Source organism: Pseudomonas sp. UBA6323, from assembly GCF_002439135.1.
GTDB lineage: Bacteria > Pseudomonadota > Gammaproteobacteria > Pseudomonadales > Pseudomonadaceae > Aquipseudomonas.
The window spans coordinates 81280-95816 of record NZ_DJSX01000065.1; the positions used below are offsets into that span (position 1 = coordinate 81280).

Annotated in this window: 17 protein-coding genes; 11 read left to right on the forward strand and 6 right to left on the reverse strand. The window is 65.4% G+C overall.

Annotated features, from left to right (window positions below; all coding sequences use genetic code 11):
• Positions 1–7 precede the first annotated feature (7 nt).
• Entirely contained in the window at positions 8–487 is a 480-nt protein-coding gene (locus tag B3P22_RS15055) for an NYN domain-containing protein (protein WP_275546744.1), read from the reverse strand.
• A gap of 101 nt (positions 488–588) precedes the next feature.
• On the opposite strand from B3P22_RS15055, the gene B3P22_RS15060 reads away from it, so the two are divergent.
• From B3P22_RS15060 to B3P22_RS15070, 3 genes are read left to right on the forward strand one after another with little or no spacing between them, the layout of a single operon-like run.
• Positions 589–1074 (forward strand): YbaK/EbsC family protein, encoded by a 486-nt coding sequence (locus tag B3P22_RS15060; RefSeq protein WP_296271532.1) that lies wholly within the window; start codon positions 589–591, stop codon positions 1072–1074.
• A 55-nt stretch (positions 1075–1129) separates the two neighbouring features.
• Positions 1130–1798: a YciC family protein gene (locus B3P22_RS15065; protein ID WP_275546746.1), complete on the forward strand. Its 669-nt coding sequence runs from the start codon at positions 1130–1132 to the stop codon at positions 1796–1798.
• A 32-nt stretch (positions 1799–1830) separates the two neighbouring features.
• Positions 1831–2268 carry a VOC family protein gene (locus B3P22_RS15070; RefSeq protein WP_296271533.1) on the forward strand — a complete coding sequence of 146 codons (438 nt, stop codon included), beginning with the start codon at positions 1831–1833 and terminating at the stop codon, positions 2266–2268.
• Between the two features lie 7 nt (positions 2269–2275).
• On the opposite strand, the gene B3P22_RS15075 is transcribed toward B3P22_RS15070, so the two are convergent.
• Together B3P22_RS15075 and B3P22_RS15080 are read right to left on the reverse strand one after the other, a co-directional pair.
• Positions 2276–3019 (reverse strand): substrate-binding periplasmic protein, encoded by a 744-nt coding sequence (locus B3P22_RS15075; RefSeq protein WP_296271534.1) that lies wholly within the window; start codon positions 3017–3019, stop codon positions 2276–2278.
• Positions 3019–3864, reverse strand: a complete 846-nt coding sequence (locus B3P22_RS15080) for an SDR family oxidoreductase (protein WP_275546749.1) — start codon at positions 3862–3864, stop codon at positions 3019–3021. Before B3P22_RS15080 ends, B3P22_RS15075 begins: the two co-directional genes overlap by 1 nt.
• A gap of 375 nt (positions 3865–4239) precedes the next feature.
• On the opposite strand from B3P22_RS15080, the gene B3P22_RS15085 reads away from it, so the two are divergent.
• Both B3P22_RS15085 and B3P22_RS15090 read left to right on the forward strand, forming a co-directional pair.
• Positions 4240–5331 carry an endonuclease/exonuclease/phosphatase family protein gene (locus tag B3P22_RS15085; RefSeq protein WP_296271535.1) on the forward strand — a complete coding sequence of 364 codons (1092 nt, stop codon included), beginning with the start codon at positions 4240–4242 and terminating at the stop codon, positions 5329–5331.
• Positions 5332–5414: 83 nt separating this feature from the next.
• Entirely contained in the window at positions 5415–6149 is a 735-nt protein-coding gene (locus tag B3P22_RS15090) for a substrate-binding periplasmic protein (protein WP_296271536.1), read from the forward strand.
• A 4-nt stretch (positions 6150–6153) separates the two neighbouring features.
• Here the strand turns inward: B3P22_RS15090 and B3P22_RS15095 are convergent, their stop codons facing one another.
• Both B3P22_RS15095 and hrpB read right to left on the reverse strand, forming a co-directional pair.
• Entirely contained in the window at positions 6154–6960 is an 807-nt protein-coding gene (locus tag B3P22_RS15095; protein ID WP_296271537.1) for a TlpA disulfide reductase family protein, read from the reverse strand.
• A 7-nt stretch (positions 6961–6967) separates the two neighbouring features.
• On the reverse strand, positions 6968–9502 hold the full coding sequence (gene hrpB, locus B3P22_RS15100; protein WP_296271538.1) for an ATP-dependent helicase HrpB: 2535 nt from the start codon (positions 9500–9502) through the stop codon (positions 6968–6970).
• Between the two features lie 128 nt (positions 9503–9630).
• Here hrpB and B3P22_RS15105 point away from each other — a divergent pair, with 128 nt between their 5' ends.
• The 5 genes from B3P22_RS15105 to B3P22_RS15125 all read left to right on the forward strand — a co-directional run bounded on the left by B3P22_RS15105 (position 9631) and on the right by B3P22_RS15125 (position 12552).
• Positions 9631–10050, forward strand: a complete 420-nt coding sequence (locus B3P22_RS15105; RefSeq protein WP_296271539.1) for a polyribonucleotide nucleotidyltransferase — start codon at positions 9631–9633, stop codon at positions 10048–10050.
• Between the two features lie 3 nt (positions 10051–10053).
• The gene (locus B3P22_RS15110; RefSeq protein WP_296271540.1) at positions 10054–10935 is read left to right on the forward strand and encodes a cation diffusion facilitator family transporter; all 882 of its coding nucleotides are present in this window, start codon (positions 10054–10056) and stop codon (positions 10933–10935) included.
• Between the two features lie 343 nt (positions 10936–11278).
• Positions 11279–11758 carry an Lrp/AsnC family transcriptional regulator gene (locus B3P22_RS15115; protein WP_004424680.1) on the forward strand — a complete coding sequence of 160 codons (480 nt, stop codon included), beginning with the start codon at positions 11279–11281 and terminating at the stop codon, positions 11756–11758.
• A 90-nt stretch (positions 11759–11848) separates the two neighbouring features.
• On the forward strand, positions 11849–12067 hold the full coding sequence (locus tag B3P22_RS15120) for a DUF2788 domain-containing protein (RefSeq protein ID WP_197855462.1): 219 nt from the start codon (positions 11849–11851) through the stop codon (positions 12065–12067).
• Between the two features lie 92 nt (positions 12068–12159).
• On the forward strand, positions 12160–12552 hold the full coding sequence (locus B3P22_RS15125) for a globin (RefSeq protein ID WP_296271541.1): 393 nt from the start codon (positions 12160–12162) through the stop codon (positions 12550–12552).
• Between the two features lie 157 nt (positions 12553–12709).
• Here the strand turns inward: B3P22_RS15125 and B3P22_RS15130 are convergent, their stop codons facing one another.
• Entirely contained in the window at positions 12710–13279 is a 570-nt protein-coding gene (locus B3P22_RS15130; RefSeq protein WP_296271628.1) for a pseudouridine synthase, read from the reverse strand.
• 173 nt (positions 13280–13452) lie between these two features.
• On the opposite strand from B3P22_RS15130, the gene ahr reads away from it, so the two are divergent.
• Entirely contained in the window at positions 13453–14484 is a 1032-nt protein-coding gene (gene ahr / locus B3P22_RS15135) for an NADPH-dependent aldehyde reductase Ahr (protein ID WP_296271542.1), read from the forward strand.
• The last annotated feature ends 53 nt before the right edge of the window (positions 14485–14537 follow it).

Genomic DNA, 14537 nt, shown 5'->3' on the forward strand with positions numbered 1-14537 from the left:
GTAAGTCTCAATGATTGCGGAGCAAAAGATCACCCTCGATGGGCACGTACAGGCTGGCGGCGCGGATCAGCGACTGCGCCGTCAGCCCCGGCGCGCCGAAGGCGATGGTTTCCACACCACGGCTGCGCACGCGCTCGAGCAACAGGTCGAAGTCGCCATCGCCCGAGGCCAGGACGATCTCGTCGACGCGCTCGACCGCGTCGAGCACGTCGATGGTGATGCCCACGTCCCAGTCGCCCTTGGCCGAGCCGTCGGCGCGCTGGATATAGGGCTTGAGCTTCACGGTGAAACCCAGCTTGCGCAGGATCTGCTGGAACTGCTGCTGCTTGGCGTCGCCGCGGTCGATGGCGTAGGCGTAGGCCTCGACGATCACGCCGCGGCGGCTGACCTCGGCCCACAGCACGCTGTAGTCGAAATGGCAGCCATGCACCTGGCGCACCGTGTAGTAGAGGTTCTGCACATCGGCGAATACGGCGATCTTCTTCACCGGGAGTCCTCGGGGGTGACGAAGGCGCCAGTATGCCAGAGCTGGCAGCATCCTGCGTTCAGGGCTGGCCGGGGCGCGACGCAGCCCCTATCCTTGCCGCCATGACGCCTCTAGACCGCCTCTGCCAGCGCAACCTTGACCTGCTCCAACGCCTGCAAATCAGCCATCGCCTGATCGAGCACGAAGCCGTGCTGGACTACCCCACCGCCCACGCCGTGCGCCAACGCTTCGGCCTGCACGGCGTGGAGAGCAAGAGCCTGTTCCTGCGCGTCGATGCGCAGCGCTACGCGATGCTGGTCACCCTTGAAGGCGCTCGCGCCGACTGGACCAAACTAAAAGCGCTGCTCGGCAAGCGTCCGCGCATCGCCAGCGACGAAGAACTGAGCGAGCACACCGGCTGCGTGCCGATGTGCGCCTGCCCGTTCGGCCATGACGCCGCCATCACTCTGCTGATCGACCGCGCAGTGCTGGCCTGCGACTTCCTGCTGTATTCACCCGGCCCGCCGCAGTTGACTCTGGAAGTGCCTGGCGGTGAATTGCCGCGCCTGCTCGCCGCACTGCCCAATGCGCAGCTGGAATACCCTTGAACCTATCCCGGCAACCCGCCACAGTGCGGGCGCCCTGACATTTGGTAACCCGTCGATGAGCCCACTTTCCGTTTTGCGCGACGCCTGGTTCTTCTCCAGCCACAACCTCGCCGCCATCGCCCGCCTGACCCTGCCGCTGTTGCTGCTCGAAGCCATTGCCCAGACGCTCCTCGCCGCCCAGCTTGGCGAAGGCGCCAACCCGGCCTATGGCGTGCTGCTCGGCATTCTCTTCTACCCGCTGTACGCTGCGCCGCTGATTCTCTTCCTGCATGCCCGCAGCATCGGGCAGACGCCCGGCAGCGCGCAGCTGTTCGCGGCCGGTCTGCAGCTGTGGCCGACCTTCGCCCTGATGACCGGCCTGAGCACCCTGGCGATCATGCTCGGCCTGTCGTTGTTCATCGTGCCGGGTATCTGGATCATGATGCGCCTGGCCTTCTCCGAACTGATCCTGGTGCTGCGCCAAGAGCCGCCAATGCGCGCCCTGCAAGCCAGCTTCGCGCTGACCGAGGGGCGCTTCTGGCCGGTGTTCGCCTGCCTGGCCAATGTGCTGGTGCCGCTGTGGCTGCTGGACTGGTGGACGCAGCCGAATCACAGCGACACCCTGCTGTGGGTGCTGCATCAGACCGGCAACGGTTTCCTCCAGCTGTTCGCCATCGTCGTGCTATTCCGCCTGTTCATGCTGCTCGAACCGCAGCAGGCGGCAGATGGCGAGAACAGCGACTAGGCTTGCCAGTCCACCCTTCTGGAGCGCTTGCCATGAGCGACAGCAACCCGAGCATCCTGTCCCACGTATCCATCGGCACCAACGACTTCGAGGCAGCCAGCGCCTTCTACGCCAAGGTGCTGGCCACTCTTGGTTGCAAGGAAATCATGCGCCATCCCGGCGCGGTGGCCTTCGGCCGCGAATTTCCCGAGTTCTGGGTGCAGACGCCGATCAATGGTCAACCGGCCACGCTCGGTAACGGCAGTCACTTCGGTTTCGTCGCCCCGGACAAGGAATCGGTGCACGCCTTTCACCAGGCCGCGCTGGAGGCCGGAGCACGCGACGAAGGCCAACCGGGGCCGCGCCCCGAATACGGCGAACCCTACTACGGCTGCTTCGTCAGGGATCTCGACGGCCACAAGATCGAGGCGGCGTACTGGGACATGGCGCTGATCTACGAGCTATACGTGGAGCCGAAAGAACACGGCTGAAATGCCGTTAGTGGCCCGCCACCACGGGCTGGTAGCGCAGCGCGGCATTGGCGATCCAGCCTTCGCGCAGCAGGCTCTCAAGCGCCGTGGCCAGCTCCGGCATGCGCTCCAGGCGCTTGCGCGAGAAGCCGATGTAAAGCTCGGTGCGGACCCCGGGCTGGAAGGCGGCCTTGACGATGCGCCCGGCCAGCCCAGGATCGAGCAGCGAATAGTCGACCTGACAATCCGTACCGACCAGGGCGTCGATGCGACCACGCGCCAGCATCTCCAGGAGCTGATGCTCGTTGCTGACGCCAACCTTGTTCAGCGCCTGATCAGCATCGAACGGCTGGAAATAGGCCGACTCCAGCACATAGCCGATACGCAGCCCGCGCAGCGAGGCATAGTCATTCAAGCGCGTCGCCAGCGCTGGATTGGCGTAAAAGCGCGGCGAGCAGGTGTAGTACGGCGTATGCAGATAGCGAATGTAGCGTTCGCGTTCCGGCGTCCTGGCCAGGCCGGTCATCAGGTCGGCAGTCCCCTGCTCCAGCGCCGCCAGCCCACGCGCCCAGGGCGCCCGCTGTACCTCGAACTGCATGCCGGTGCGCCGCGACAACTCATCGAGCAGATCGATATCCAGCCCGTGCAGACGGCCATCCTCCCGGTCCATGCGAAACGGCGGCCACAGGTCGGTCATGACACGCAACGGCTGTACTTGCTCGGCCCGGCATAACGGCGCCAGCACCAGCAGAAGCAGCAGCCAGATACGCATCAGACGCGCCCTTGATTCGGCGGTTTGAGCCCGGAAAGCCGCGGCAGCAGCACGCGCTCGAACAATCTCGGGAAGAAGCGCGCCAGCACCCGCGCGCGCCAGTCGACATTCGACAGCACCAGCAGCCGTCGACGTTTGAGCGCGCCGTGGTAGATGGCCTCGGCGACATCCTGTGGCGAGGCGACCTTGCCCATCGCCAGCGTCGCCTGTGCGGCCACCGAGCCATCGCCGACCAGGGCGTTCTTGCGCAGGTCGGTGGCGGTGAAGCCAGGGCACACCAGCATCACGTTCACACCCGAGCCCTTGAGCTCGTAGCGCAGCGTTTCGAACAGGCCATGCAGCGCGTGTTTGCTGGCGTTGTAGGCGCTGCGGTAGAGCAAGGGCGCGATACCCGACAGCGAACTGAGCACGATGATCTGCCCGCGCCGGGCGATAAGACTGGGTAGCGCCGCCTGAGTGCAGTGCAGCGCACCGAAATAGTTGACCGCCATGACCCGCTGGAAGACCTCCAGGCTGGTCTCGGCGAACGTGCTGCGGTGGGTGATGCCGGCATTGTTGATCAACACGTCGATCCCGCCGAAACGCTCCACTGCCAGGGCCACGGCGCGCTGCACCGCCTCGGCATCGGCGACGTCGCAGAGCAGCCCCAGGGCCTCGGCGTTATGGTGATCGGCCAGGTGCTGCACCAGGCTATCCAGCGCTGCCTGCTGCAGATCGAGAATCACCAGCCGTGCCCCGGCCTGCGCCAGACGCATGGCCAGCGCCCGACCGATACCGGCGCAACCGCCAGTGATCAGCACCACCTTGCGGTCGAATACCTTGTTGGCAAATACCTTGCGATACATGGGTGACTCCCGGCGGCCCAGTGTCAGCGACAAGCCCGAACCATAGCCTCAACGCTGCTCACTTAGGGTTGCACACGTTTTTGCTCCCCTCTCCCATTTGTGGGAGCGGGGCTGGGGAGAGGGCCGAAAACACCGCAAACCGCCGGTTTCCCTCTGCCTGCCCCTCGCCCAAAAGGGGCGAGGGAAGTGATCGTGCTTGACCGTTTCCTGAGTGAACAGCATTGGGAACCATCGCCCGGCCTGTCAAACCTTTCAGCATGGTACTGCAGGCGCATGACAGGCGAAGCGGCCAGTGAAATGCGCAGCTCACAGCCTGGGACGAAGTTGCGCACTGGGTTATGCTCGCCTGCTTCCAGCATAGTCGCCCGCTTCGCCATGTCTTTGCACCGCCCGCTTCGCCTGCTGCTGTTCATTGCCCTGCCGTTACTCATTCTACTGATCGCCCTGGTCTACAGCCTGACCTGGCGCCCGCTGCCACGTGAGAACGCGCCCGTGACCTGCGATGGTCAGGTGCCCCAGCTGCAACCCGGCCAGGCGCTCAAGGTGATGACCTGGAACGTGCAGTACCTGGCCGGCAAGCGCTACGTGTTCTGGTACGACCTGCCCGGCGGCGACGGCCCGGACGAGCGCCCGAGCAGCGAGGACCTGGCGCTGACGCTCGATGAAGTGGTGCGCGTGCTGCGCGATGAGCAGCCGGACGTGGTGCTGTTGCAGGAGTTGCATGACAACGCCAAGGCCAGCGACCACCAGGACCAGTTGGCCCTGCTGCAGGCGCGCCTGGGCGACCTCTATCCATGCAGCGCCCAGGCGTTGTACTGGAAGGCTGCCTTCGTACCGCACCCGCGCATTCTCGGCAGCGTCGGCATGAAGCTGGGCACCCTCAGCCGCTTCCAGATCACCCGCGCCGAACGCCTGCAGCTGCCCATGCTCGAGGCCGATCTGCTGAGCCGCCAGTTCCAGCTCAAGCGCGCGCTGCTGGTCAGCTACCTGCCCGTTCGCGGCGGCGAAGAACTGGTGGTGATCAACACCCATTTCGATGCCTTCGCCCAGGGCCAGAACACCATGCAACGCCAGGTGCAGATGACCGACGACCTGCTCCAGCAACTGCAAGGCGCGGGTAAGACCTGGGTACTGGGCGGCGACCTCAATCTGCTGCCACCCGGTCAGTTCCAGCGCCTGCCGGAGGATCAGCGCAGCTGGTACGCCGCCGACAGCGAACTACAGGACCTGGCCCGCCGCTACCCGATGATCCCCAGCCTGCAACAGGCCAGCGGCGTGGAGCAGGCGCAGTGGTACACGCACTTCCCCAACGACCCGGCCGCCCGCGGCCCCGATCGCACCCTCGACTATCTGTTCCATAGCCCGCGCCTGACCCCGCTCGCCAGCCTGGTTCGCCAGCACGATACGCTGACCATTTCCGACCACCTGCCGGTAATCGGCCGCTTCTTTCTGCCCAGTCAGCAATAGACCGGGCTGGACAAGCCAACCCGGTCTTGTCCATCCTCAGCGGGCACCATCGAATGAAAAGACGGCGAAGAGCCGCGAGCCAAATGCCAAGACGCTTCTGCCTGATGTTCATCGCCCTGTTCTGGCTGTCGGCTGCCCACGCTGCCGAGACCAGGCAGCGCATTCATGTGGGTTACTACGAGTTTCCGCCCTACTCCTATACCGACGCCCAGGGCCAACCAAGCGGCTCGGGGCTGGAGCTCACCGCGCGCCTGCTCGATGCGGCGGGCTATGAGGCCGACTTTCGCTCCTACCCCGGCGCCCGCCTTTACAGCGGCCTGCTCGACGGCAGTATCCAGCTCTGGGCCGGCGCATCAGGCAAGCCGGAACTGGCCGAGCACACCTTCGAGGGCAGGCATCTGCTGGGCGAGATCACCCTCAACTTGTACTTTCGCCAGGATACGCCGGCGCCGATCATTCCGGACGAGTTGCACGATCGTGGGGTGATCCTGATCACCGGCTACAGCTACTGGCAGGACATCAATCAATGGCTGGAAGATCCAGCTCGCAACATCATCCATCACCGTACCCGCAGCCATACCTCGGCTCTGGAAATGCTCCTGCGTCGACGCGCCGACTACCTGCTGGACTATCGCGCCCCCATCGAGCAGGCCATGCGAGAGCTGGGCATGGGCGACCTGCCTTTCGTCGAAGTGCAACGCCTGCCGCTGAGGATGATCTACTCGCGCCGTGCGCCGGGTGCCGAGCGCCTGCGCGACGACCTGGATCGGGCCTACCAGCAGTTGCAGGATGCCGGCGAGGATCTGTGGCTGTATTGATCCCTCACTCACCACGCAACCTGGCCAGCGCTCGCTCCAGGCTGGCGTGCGACAGCTCGCCCAGATGGCTGCCGATCTGCCGCCCCTCGGCGTCGTAGAACAGCGTGGTCGGCAGTGCGCGCGAACCCACCAGTTGCCCCAACTTGACCTGTTCGTCGAGCAGCAGGTGGTCCAGGCTCAGTTGCTGGGCGGCAAGGAACTCGCTTACCAGCGCGGCGCTTTCCCCCTGGTTGACGAACAGGAAGGTGATCGCGGACTCGCGCTGCTGCGCCTGCATCAACACCGGCATCTCGCGCCGGCACGGTGGGCACCAGGTGGCCCACAGATTGACCACCAACGGCTGCCCGGCGTAATCGCGCAGGTTCACCGGATTGCCCTGCAAGTCCCGCACTTGAAGATCAGGCAGCCGCGTGCCCTGCTCCAACGCGTGCAGCATCAGGTTGCCAGCGAGCCATACCGCCAGGCCGACGCCCATCGCCACCCCCAGCGGGCGCCGCAACGGCGCCTGACGCCAGCAGTACCAACCCCCCAGCGCCAGCCCGGCGAGCACACCCGGCCAGGCTATGAAACCGCCATCACGAATATCCACCACACGCCACGGCGCATCGCGGTAGAACTCGGCATACACCAGCACGAAGGCCAGCCGCGCCACCAACAGCCCGACCAGCAGTGAGCGAAACAGCTGGCGCTCGGGGTTGCAGCCGTGACGGCGACCAATCAGCCAGCCTACCAGCGTCGCCACCAGCAGGCTGCCCAACAGCAGCACATGGGTGACACCCAGGGCCAGCGGCCCGACATTCAGGGTCAGCATCGGCTTCTCACTTTCTCGGTTTGGCCCGCGCAGTGGGCTCGGCGATCAACGGGTCATCAGGCCAGTAGTGCTTGGGGTAACGCCCCTTCAGATCCTTCTTCACATCGATGTAGGTATTGGCCCAGAAGCTGGCCAGATCCTGGGTTACCTGCACGGGCCGACGCGCCGGCGACAACAGGTGCAGCTTGAGGCCGAGACGACCGCCGGCGATGCGCGGCGTGGCGGCCAGGCCGAACAGTTCCTGCAGGCGCACGGCGAGCACCGGCGGGTTTTCCGTGTAGTCGATGGCGATGCGCGAGCCGGACGGCACGCTCAGAGCACGCGGCGCCAGCTCGTCAAGGCGTTGCGGCAGCGGCCAGGGCAGCAGCGTTTGCAGGATCGATGGCAGGTCGAGATTGGCGAAATGGCTGAGGCGGTTGACCTTGCCCAAGTAGGCCGGCAGCCACTGATCGAGCGTCGCCAGCAGCGCAGCATCGGACAGATCCGGCCATTCGCTTTGGTCCTGTTGCTGCAAATCTAGGTCGCGCAGCAGCGCCACGCGCGCCTGCCACTGGCGCAGCTCCGGCGTCCAGGGCAGCAGTTCCAGACCCTTGCGTCGCACCAGGCCGACCAGGGCGCGGCTGCGCGTGTCCTCACCCAGTGTGGCCAGCGCCTGGCGCTCCAGCACCAGTTCGCCCACCTTGCGCTGACGCTCGGCGCGCAGCACGCCTTCGCGCTCGTCCCAGTCGAGTACCTCCAGCGTCTGTACCTGCTCGGCCAGTTCGCGCTCGAACAGCGCCGGATCGAGATCGGCCGCCAGATAGATACGCTCCTCGCGCTGGCCCTGGCGACTGCCCAGGTCTGCTACTACCAGCCATTCGTGCTTCATCAGCGCATCGGCTTCAGCGAACTGCGCGGCGCGACCGTTGGCCAGGCGGTAGTCGGCGCCACCAGGGCGGCGCTGCTGGGCGATGCGGTCGGGGTAGGCGAAGGCCAGCAGGCAGCCGAGCCAGCGCGGGTGCTCGGGGTCGCTCACCGCCTGGCTTACCGGCCGGCCCCGGAGCAGTCCCTGAAATTGCTTGGCCAACTGCCGCGCGCGCTGCACGCCACCCTGGGCCGAGCGCGCGGCACGGCTTTCGCCGCTGAGCAGGGCCAGGCGACTGTGCAGATCGGCGCCAGCACCCCGAAGAATGTCGCGCTCGGACAGCAGCGCCGCCAGATCGCACGCCAGCGCACCGAGCCCCAGCGCCTGACCGCGCAGTAGCAGATGGGCGATACGCGGATGGCTCGGCAGCTCGGCCATGGCCTGACCATGGGCATTGAGCGCGCCACGCTCGTCCAGCGCGCCGAGACGACCGAGCAAGTCCAGCGCCTGGGCATAAGCAGCCGGTGGAGGCAGGTCGAGCCAGCCCAGCTCCTGCGGCGTGACGCCCCAACGCAGCAGTTGCAGGGCCAACCCGGACAGATCGGCCGCAAGGATTTCCGCGCCGGAATAGGCGCTGAGTTGTTCGTGCTGCGCCTGCGACCACAGGCGATAGCAGGCGCCTGGCTCAAGGCGGCCGGCGCGGCCGGCACGCTGGGTGGCGGAAGCGCGGGAAATGCGCTGGGTATCGAGGCGGGTCATGCCGCTGGCCGGGTCGAAACGCGGCACCCGCGCCAGGCCGGCATCGACCACCACACGCACGCCGTCGATGGTCAGGCTGGTCTCGGCAATGTTGGTGGCCAGCACCACCTTGCGCTTGCCCGCTGGAGCCGGTTCGATGGCCGCGCGTTGCGCGGACAGTTCCAGCTCGCCATGCAGCGGGCAGAGCAGGATGTCGTCGCGACCGGCCAGCGCCTCGCCCAGTTGCTCGGCCACGCGGCGAATCTCGGCCTGTCCCGGCAGGAACACCAGCAGGCTGCCGGGCTCATCGGCCAGCGCCTGCTGTACCGTCTGCAGCACGCGCGGTTCGACCCACTCGCCCGATTGGAACGGCGCGCCCCAGCGGATATCCACCGGAAACATGCGCCCTTCGCTGCGTAGTACCGGGGCGTCGCTCAGCAAGGCGGCCAGGCGCTCGCCTTCGAGGGTCGCCGACATCAGCAGCACCTTGAGCGGCATCTCACCACTGTCCGCAGCACGGAACATGGCGCGGCCATTGAGGGTCAGCGCCAGAGCAAGGTCGGCATCGAGACTGCGCTCGTGGAACTCGTCGAATATCACCAGACCAACGCCGTCCAGCGCCGGGTCGTCCTGCAGACGGCGGGCCAGGATGCCCTCGGTGACCACCTCGATTCGGGTGTTCGGTCCCACCTTGCTATCCAAACGGATGCGGTAGCCGACCGTCTCGCCGACGCGCTCGCCCAGCTCGCTGGCCAGGCGCTCGGCCGCAGCGCGCGCCGCCAGCCGGCGCGGTTCGAGCATGAGGATCTTCTGCCCGCGCAACCAGGGCGCGTCGAGCAATGCCAGCGGCACGCGGGTGGTCTTGCCCGCACCGGGCGGCGCCTCCAGCACGACTTCGTGGCGGGCGCTCAGAGCATCGCGCAGGGCGTGTAACAGGGCGTCGATCGGCAGGTCGTTCATGGTATCTCCACAACAGGCCGGCGATTATAACGGCGAACTGCCAGACGCCCCGCGAGTCATAAACAGCGCACAGCAGTTTTACAATCAACGCCTTGCTATAGTTGCGCCACTTTTTTCTGGAGGTGCTCATGCGCACGAAATCCCGCGTTATTGCCGGCCTTGTCGCCGCTACCCTGTTCGCTCAACTGACCGCCTGCGGTTCGATTTTCTACCCGGATCGCCGGGGCCAGATCGAAGGCCGGATCGACCCGGTGATTGCCGGGGCCAACGCCATCGGCCTGCTGTTCTACGTGATTCCCGGCCTGATCGCTTTCGCCGTGGATTTCGCCACAGGCGCCATCTACCTGCCCGAAGGCCAGACCGCTCAGGTCGACCCGCAACAGCTCAAGCAACTAATCGGCGCAGACGGCAAGGTCGACCAGTACGCGCTGAAAACGCTGATCGAGACCAGCACCGGCCATCAGCTGCCGCTGGACGATCCGCGCCTGATCCAGCACAGCGGCAACGCCGAGCAACTGGCTGCCTACGGTCTGCGCCCGGCTGCCTGACCCATGCACGACCCGCAGCACGCCAGGCTGATGCGCCTGGCCACCCGGGCAGCGCTGACCGTGGCGCTGACCCTGGTGCTGGCCAAGGCGCTTGCCTGGTGGTTGAGCGGCTCGGTCAGCTTGCTGGCCGGTCTCACCGATTCGCTGCTCGATAGCGCGGCCTCGCTGATCAACCTGATCGCCGTGCACTTCGCTCTGCGCCCAGCCGACGAAGATCACCGCTACGGCCATGGCAAGGCCGAAGCCCTGGCTGGTTTGGGGCAGGCGCTGTTCATCGGTGTCAGTGCCATCCTCATCGGCCTGCAGGGCGTCGAGCGCCTGCAATCGCCGCAGCAGCTGTCTGCCGAAGGTGTCGGCATTGCCGTGATGCTGCTATCGCTGGCACTGACCGTGGCCCTGCTGCTGTTCCAGCACAAGGTGGTACGTGAAACCGGTTCCACCGCCATCCACGCCGATTCGCTGCACTACCGCTCCGATATCCTGCTCAACGCCAGCATTCTCGCCGCCCTGCTGCTGACCCGCCTCGGCTGGCAGCAGATGGACGCGATCTTCGCCATTGGCATCGCCTTCTACATCTTCTGGAGCGCCATCAGCATCGTCCGTGGCGCGATTGCCGTACTGATGGACGAGGAACTGCCCGCCGACGTCAGTACGCAGATGCACGAGCTGGCGTGCGCCGTCCCTGGCGTGCTCGGCGCACACGATCTGCGCACGCGGGTTTCCGGCACACGCTGGTTCGTCCAGCTACACCTGGAGCTGCCGGGCGAAATGAGTCTGTCGCAAGCTCATGAGCATTGCGAAGCGGTGGAAAAGGCCATCCACGAACGCTACCCCCGCGCCGAGGTGCTGGTGCATGCCGACCCGCAGGAAGTGGTCAGGCATTAACCACGGTCGCCTGCTACCCCGCAACAGCGGGCAATAAAAAAGGGGCCTCGCGGCCCCCTCGGGAAATCTGTCCGGTGCTGGCGATGTTGTCGCCGCTTTCGTCGCCCGCCTGGTTGGGCAGTGCGGACCCGGGTGCCGGTGCGATCCGGTAGGACCGTCGGCGCCGGCTCACCTGGTTGGGCGAGGCCGGTAGGACTTCTCGTCCGGGCCGTGAAACTGAGGTAAAGCTTACGCCTGCCGCACCGAAATAAGATTGCGAAGATTGCTTACAGATCAGACCATTGCGCAATTAATGGCTAAAGGATCACTATTTAGCGCAATGCAATAACGGACTGATGAAAAAATGGACAAACTCGATCGTTACGACCTGAACATCCTCGCTGAATTGCAGCGCAACGCGGCATTGTCCAACCAGGAGCTGGCCGAGCGCATCGGCCTGTCGCCCTCGCCCTGCTCGCGCCGGGTCAAGCAACTGGAAGACGATGGCTACATCACCGGCCAGGTCGCCCTGCTCGACCGCAAGAAACTCGGTCTTAGCCTGACCGCCTACGTGCTGATCGGTATGGACCGGCATACGCCGGAGCGCTTCGAGCATTTCCAGGACGAGATACGCAAATGCCCCGAGGTGCTGGAGTGCTGCCTGGTCACCGGGATGGACGCCGACTACCAGCTCAAGGTGGTGGTGCCGGACATGGATCATTACCAGAAGCTGCTACTGGGCACCCTGACTCGTATCGACGGTGTCTCCAGCGTGCGTTCGAGCTTCGTGCTGCAACAGATTCTCTCCAGCACGCAGCTGCCGTTGCAGCACCTGCGCGACTGAAAGTCGCAGGGTCAAACGGATCATGCCGCGGTCCAAGCCAGGGCGCGTATAATTCTCGCCCTGCGTTTTCCGTCCGAATCACGAGGCACCATGGAAACCGAACAATTCGAAGCTCTGATGATGTACGTCCTGGTAGGCGGCCTGATGCTGTTCATGTTCTTCATCATCTGGGACCTGGCGAAGAAGTCCAAGGCCGGCCGCCTGGGTACTGCCATCCTGTTCCTCGGCCTGGGCCTGTGCCTGTTCGCCTTCCTGGCCAAGCCGATCATCACCTACATCATCGAGACCACGCGCGGCATTCACGGTTGAGCGGTCGCAGTATCGCCAAGCCCGCGCAACACGTCTGATCCTCTCCAGGCCGCCGCCTCGATGCGGCCGGCTGCCCATTCAAGGAGTTGCACATGAGCGCCGCCAATCTGGTGATGCAGAGCTATGGACGCTGCTGCGCCAGCCTCACCTTTTTCGATGATTTCTACCGCCACTTTCTCGCCAGCTCGCCGCTGATCCGCGGGAAATTCGTCAACACCGACATGACCGCGCAGAAGCAACTGCTGCGCCAGGGCATCATGAACCTGGTGATGCACGCGCGCGGCATGCCCGATACCAAGCTACGTGCCCTTGGCGAATCGCACTCGCGCCAGCACCTGGACATTTCCCCCGAACTCTACGACCTGTGGCTCGACGCGCTGCTGCTGACCATCAGCGAACACGACAAGGAGTGCGACGCGGACGTGCGCCAAGCGTGGCGTGAAGTGCTGAACAAAGGTATTGCCGTGATCAAGGCCGGTTATTGACTCAGGTCATCTCGCCAGGGCCCGGCCCTGCGACAAAACGCCCGGCAGATAAACAGTCGTCATTCCCGCCAAGGCGGGAACGCAGAACTGGGCTCCCGCCTTGGCGGGAGTGACGGCAAATGGATTCTTCAGTGTTTCCCCAAGCGACCGCGCGCCGCTACGGCAGCTGTGCCGGGATCTCACGCCACTGGCCAGGTTGCAGGCCATCCAATGTCCAAGGGCCAATGGCCACGCGCACCAGGCGCAAAGTGGGCAGGCCAACCGCGGCGGTCATGCGCCGCACCTGGCGGTTGCGCCCCTCGCGAATCACCAGCTCCAGCCAGACGGTCGGCACGCTCTTGCGAAAGCGCACCGGCGGGTTGCGTTGCCACAGCTCGGGCTCGTCCAGGCGCCGCGCCTCGGCCGGCAGGGTCGGGCCATCATTGAGCGTGACGCCATCGCGCAGCTGCTGCAGTTGTTCCTCGCTCGGCTCGCCCTCCACCTGTACCCAGTAGGTCTTCGCCAGCTTGTGCTTGGGGTCAGCGATACGCGCCTGCAGGCGACCGTCGTTGGTCAGCAGCAACAGGCCTTCGCTGTCGCGATCCAGACGCCCGGCCGGGTAGACGCCAGGCACAGCGACAAAATCCTTGAGGGTGGCGCGACCCTGCTCGTCGTTGAACTGGGTCAGCACGTCGAATGGCTTGTTCAGCAGCAGCAGGCGTGGCTGCGCAGGCGGTGCCTTGGCCACGCGGCGAGGTGCTGCAGGACGGCGATTGGCGGGAGGACGAGGGCGAGACATGCGACGAGCTTCGGCGGAACTAGGCTGCGCAGTGTAACTCACGATAAGCGGCGCTGATGGTCCTTACACGCCCCACCAGACAGGCTAAGCTGCTGATTCACCCCAGCATCGAGGAGCCGTCCATGAGCAACAGCGCCGAACTCGCCACCTTCACCGGCTGGGCCGCCACCGCGCCCAAGGCGCCATTGGAGCGCCTGAGCTACGACCCAGGCCCGCTCGGCGCCGAAGAGGTGGAGGTGGCGGTGGAATATTGCGGCATCTGCCACTCCGACCAGTCGATGATCGACAACGAATGGGGCAATGCCCGCTACCCTTTCATCCCCGGCCACGAGGTGGTTGGCACCATCGTCCGCCTCGGCGAGCAGGCGCGCGGCCTCAAGCTCGGCCAGCGCGTCGGCATCGGCTGGTACAAGGGCAGCTGCATGCATTGCGGCTCGTGCATGGAGGGCTCACACCAGCTGTGCCGCTCGGTCAAACCCACCATCGTCGGCAGTCACGGCGGCTTCGCCGACCGCCCGCGCTCGCACTGGGCCTGGGCCGTGCCGCTGCCCGATGGCCTCGACCCGGCGCTGGTCGGCCCGCTGTTCTGCGCTGGTTCAACGGTATTCAGCCCGCTGCTGGAGTTCGACATTAAGCCCACCGACCGCGTCGGCGTGGTTGGCATCGGCGGCCTTGGCCACCTGGCACTGCGTTTTCTCAATGCCTGGGGCTGCGAGGTGACCGCCTTCACCTCGTCGCTGAACAAGCAGGACGAAGCCAAGCGCCTGGGCGCGCACAAGGTGGTGGCCTCTACCGACAGCGCGGCGATGAAGGCGATTGCCGGCACGCTGGATTTTCTCCTGGTCACCGCCAGTGCGGATCTCGACTGGATCGCCTTGCTCGCCACCCTGCGTGGCAAGGGCCGCCTGCACTTCGTCGGCATCGTGCCCAGCGCCATACCGGTGCACGTGTTCAACCTGATTCCGCAGCAGAAGAGCCTGTCCGGCTCGCCGGTGGGCTCGCCGAGCACCATGGCGACCATGCTGGAGTTCTGCGCGCGGCACCAGATCCTGCCGCAGGTCGAGCAATTCCCCATGAGCCAAGTGAACGCGGCCATCGACCATCTGCGCAGCGGCAAGGCGCGTTATCGCGTCGTGCTCGACGCCAGCAAATGACAGCACGGGCGCAGAGCTGGCATGCTCTGCGCCCCGTTTCATCCAAGATGCCC

What these genes read in the sequence shown, in the direction of transcription:
- B3P22_RS15115 (WP_004424680.1), top strand. Translation starts at nt 11,279, where the DNA reads ATGGACAAACTCGATCGTTACGACCTGAACATCCTCGCTGAATTGCAG.
- B3P22_RS15080 (WP_275546749.1), bottom strand. Translation starts at nt 3,864, where the DNA reads ATGTATCGCAAGGTATTTGCCAACAAGGTATTCGACCGCAAGGTGGTG.
- B3P22_RS15085 (WP_296271535.1), top strand. Translation starts at nt 4,240, where the DNA reads ATGTCTTTGCACCGCCCGCTTCGCCTGCTGCTGTTCATTGCCCTGCCG.
- B3P22_RS15110 (WP_296271540.1), top strand. Translation starts at nt 10,054, where the DNA reads ATGCACGACCCGCAGCACGCCAGGCTGATGCGCCTGGCCACCCGGGCA.
- B3P22_RS15090 (WP_296271536.1), top strand. Translation starts at nt 5,415, where the DNA reads ATGCCAAGACGCTTCTGCCTGATGTTCATCGCCCTGTTCTGGCTGTCG.
- ahr (WP_296271542.1), top strand. Translation starts at nt 13,453, where the DNA reads ATGAGCAACAGCGCCGAACTCGCCACCTTCACCGGCTGGGCCGCCACC.
- B3P22_RS15105 (WP_296271539.1), top strand. Translation starts at nt 9,631, where the DNA reads ATGCGCACGAAATCCCGCGTTATTGCCGGCCTTGTCGCCGCTACCCTG.
- B3P22_RS15070 (WP_296271533.1), top strand. Translation starts at nt 1,831, where the DNA reads ATGAGCGACAGCAACCCGAGCATCCTGTCCCACGTATCCATCGGCACC.
- B3P22_RS15120 (WP_197855462.1), top strand. Translation starts at nt 11,849, where the DNA reads ATGGAAACCGAACAATTCGAAGCTCTGATGATGTACGTCCTGGTAGGC.
- B3P22_RS15075 (WP_296271534.1), bottom strand. Translation starts at nt 3,019, where the DNA reads ATGCGTATCTGGCTGCTGCTTCTGCTGGTGCTGGCGCCGTTATGCCGG.
- B3P22_RS15060 (WP_296271532.1), top strand. Translation starts at nt 589, where the DNA reads ATGACGCCTCTAGACCGCCTCTGCCAGCGCAACCTTGACCTGCTCCAA.
- B3P22_RS15095 (WP_296271537.1), bottom strand. Translation starts at nt 6,960, where the DNA reads ATGCTGACCCTGAATGTCGGGCCGCTGGCCCTGGGTGTCACCCATGTG.
- hrpB (WP_296271538.1), bottom strand. Translation starts at nt 9,502, where the DNA reads ATGAACGACCTGCCGATCGACGCCCTGTTACACGCCCTGCGCGATGCT.
- B3P22_RS15065 (WP_275546746.1), top strand. Translation starts at nt 1,130, where the DNA reads ATGAGCCCACTTTCCGTTTTGCGCGACGCCTGGTTCTTCTCCAGCCAC.
- B3P22_RS15125 (WP_296271541.1), top strand. Translation starts at nt 12,160, where the DNA reads ATGAGCGCCGCCAATCTGGTGATGCAGAGCTATGGACGCTGCTGCGCC.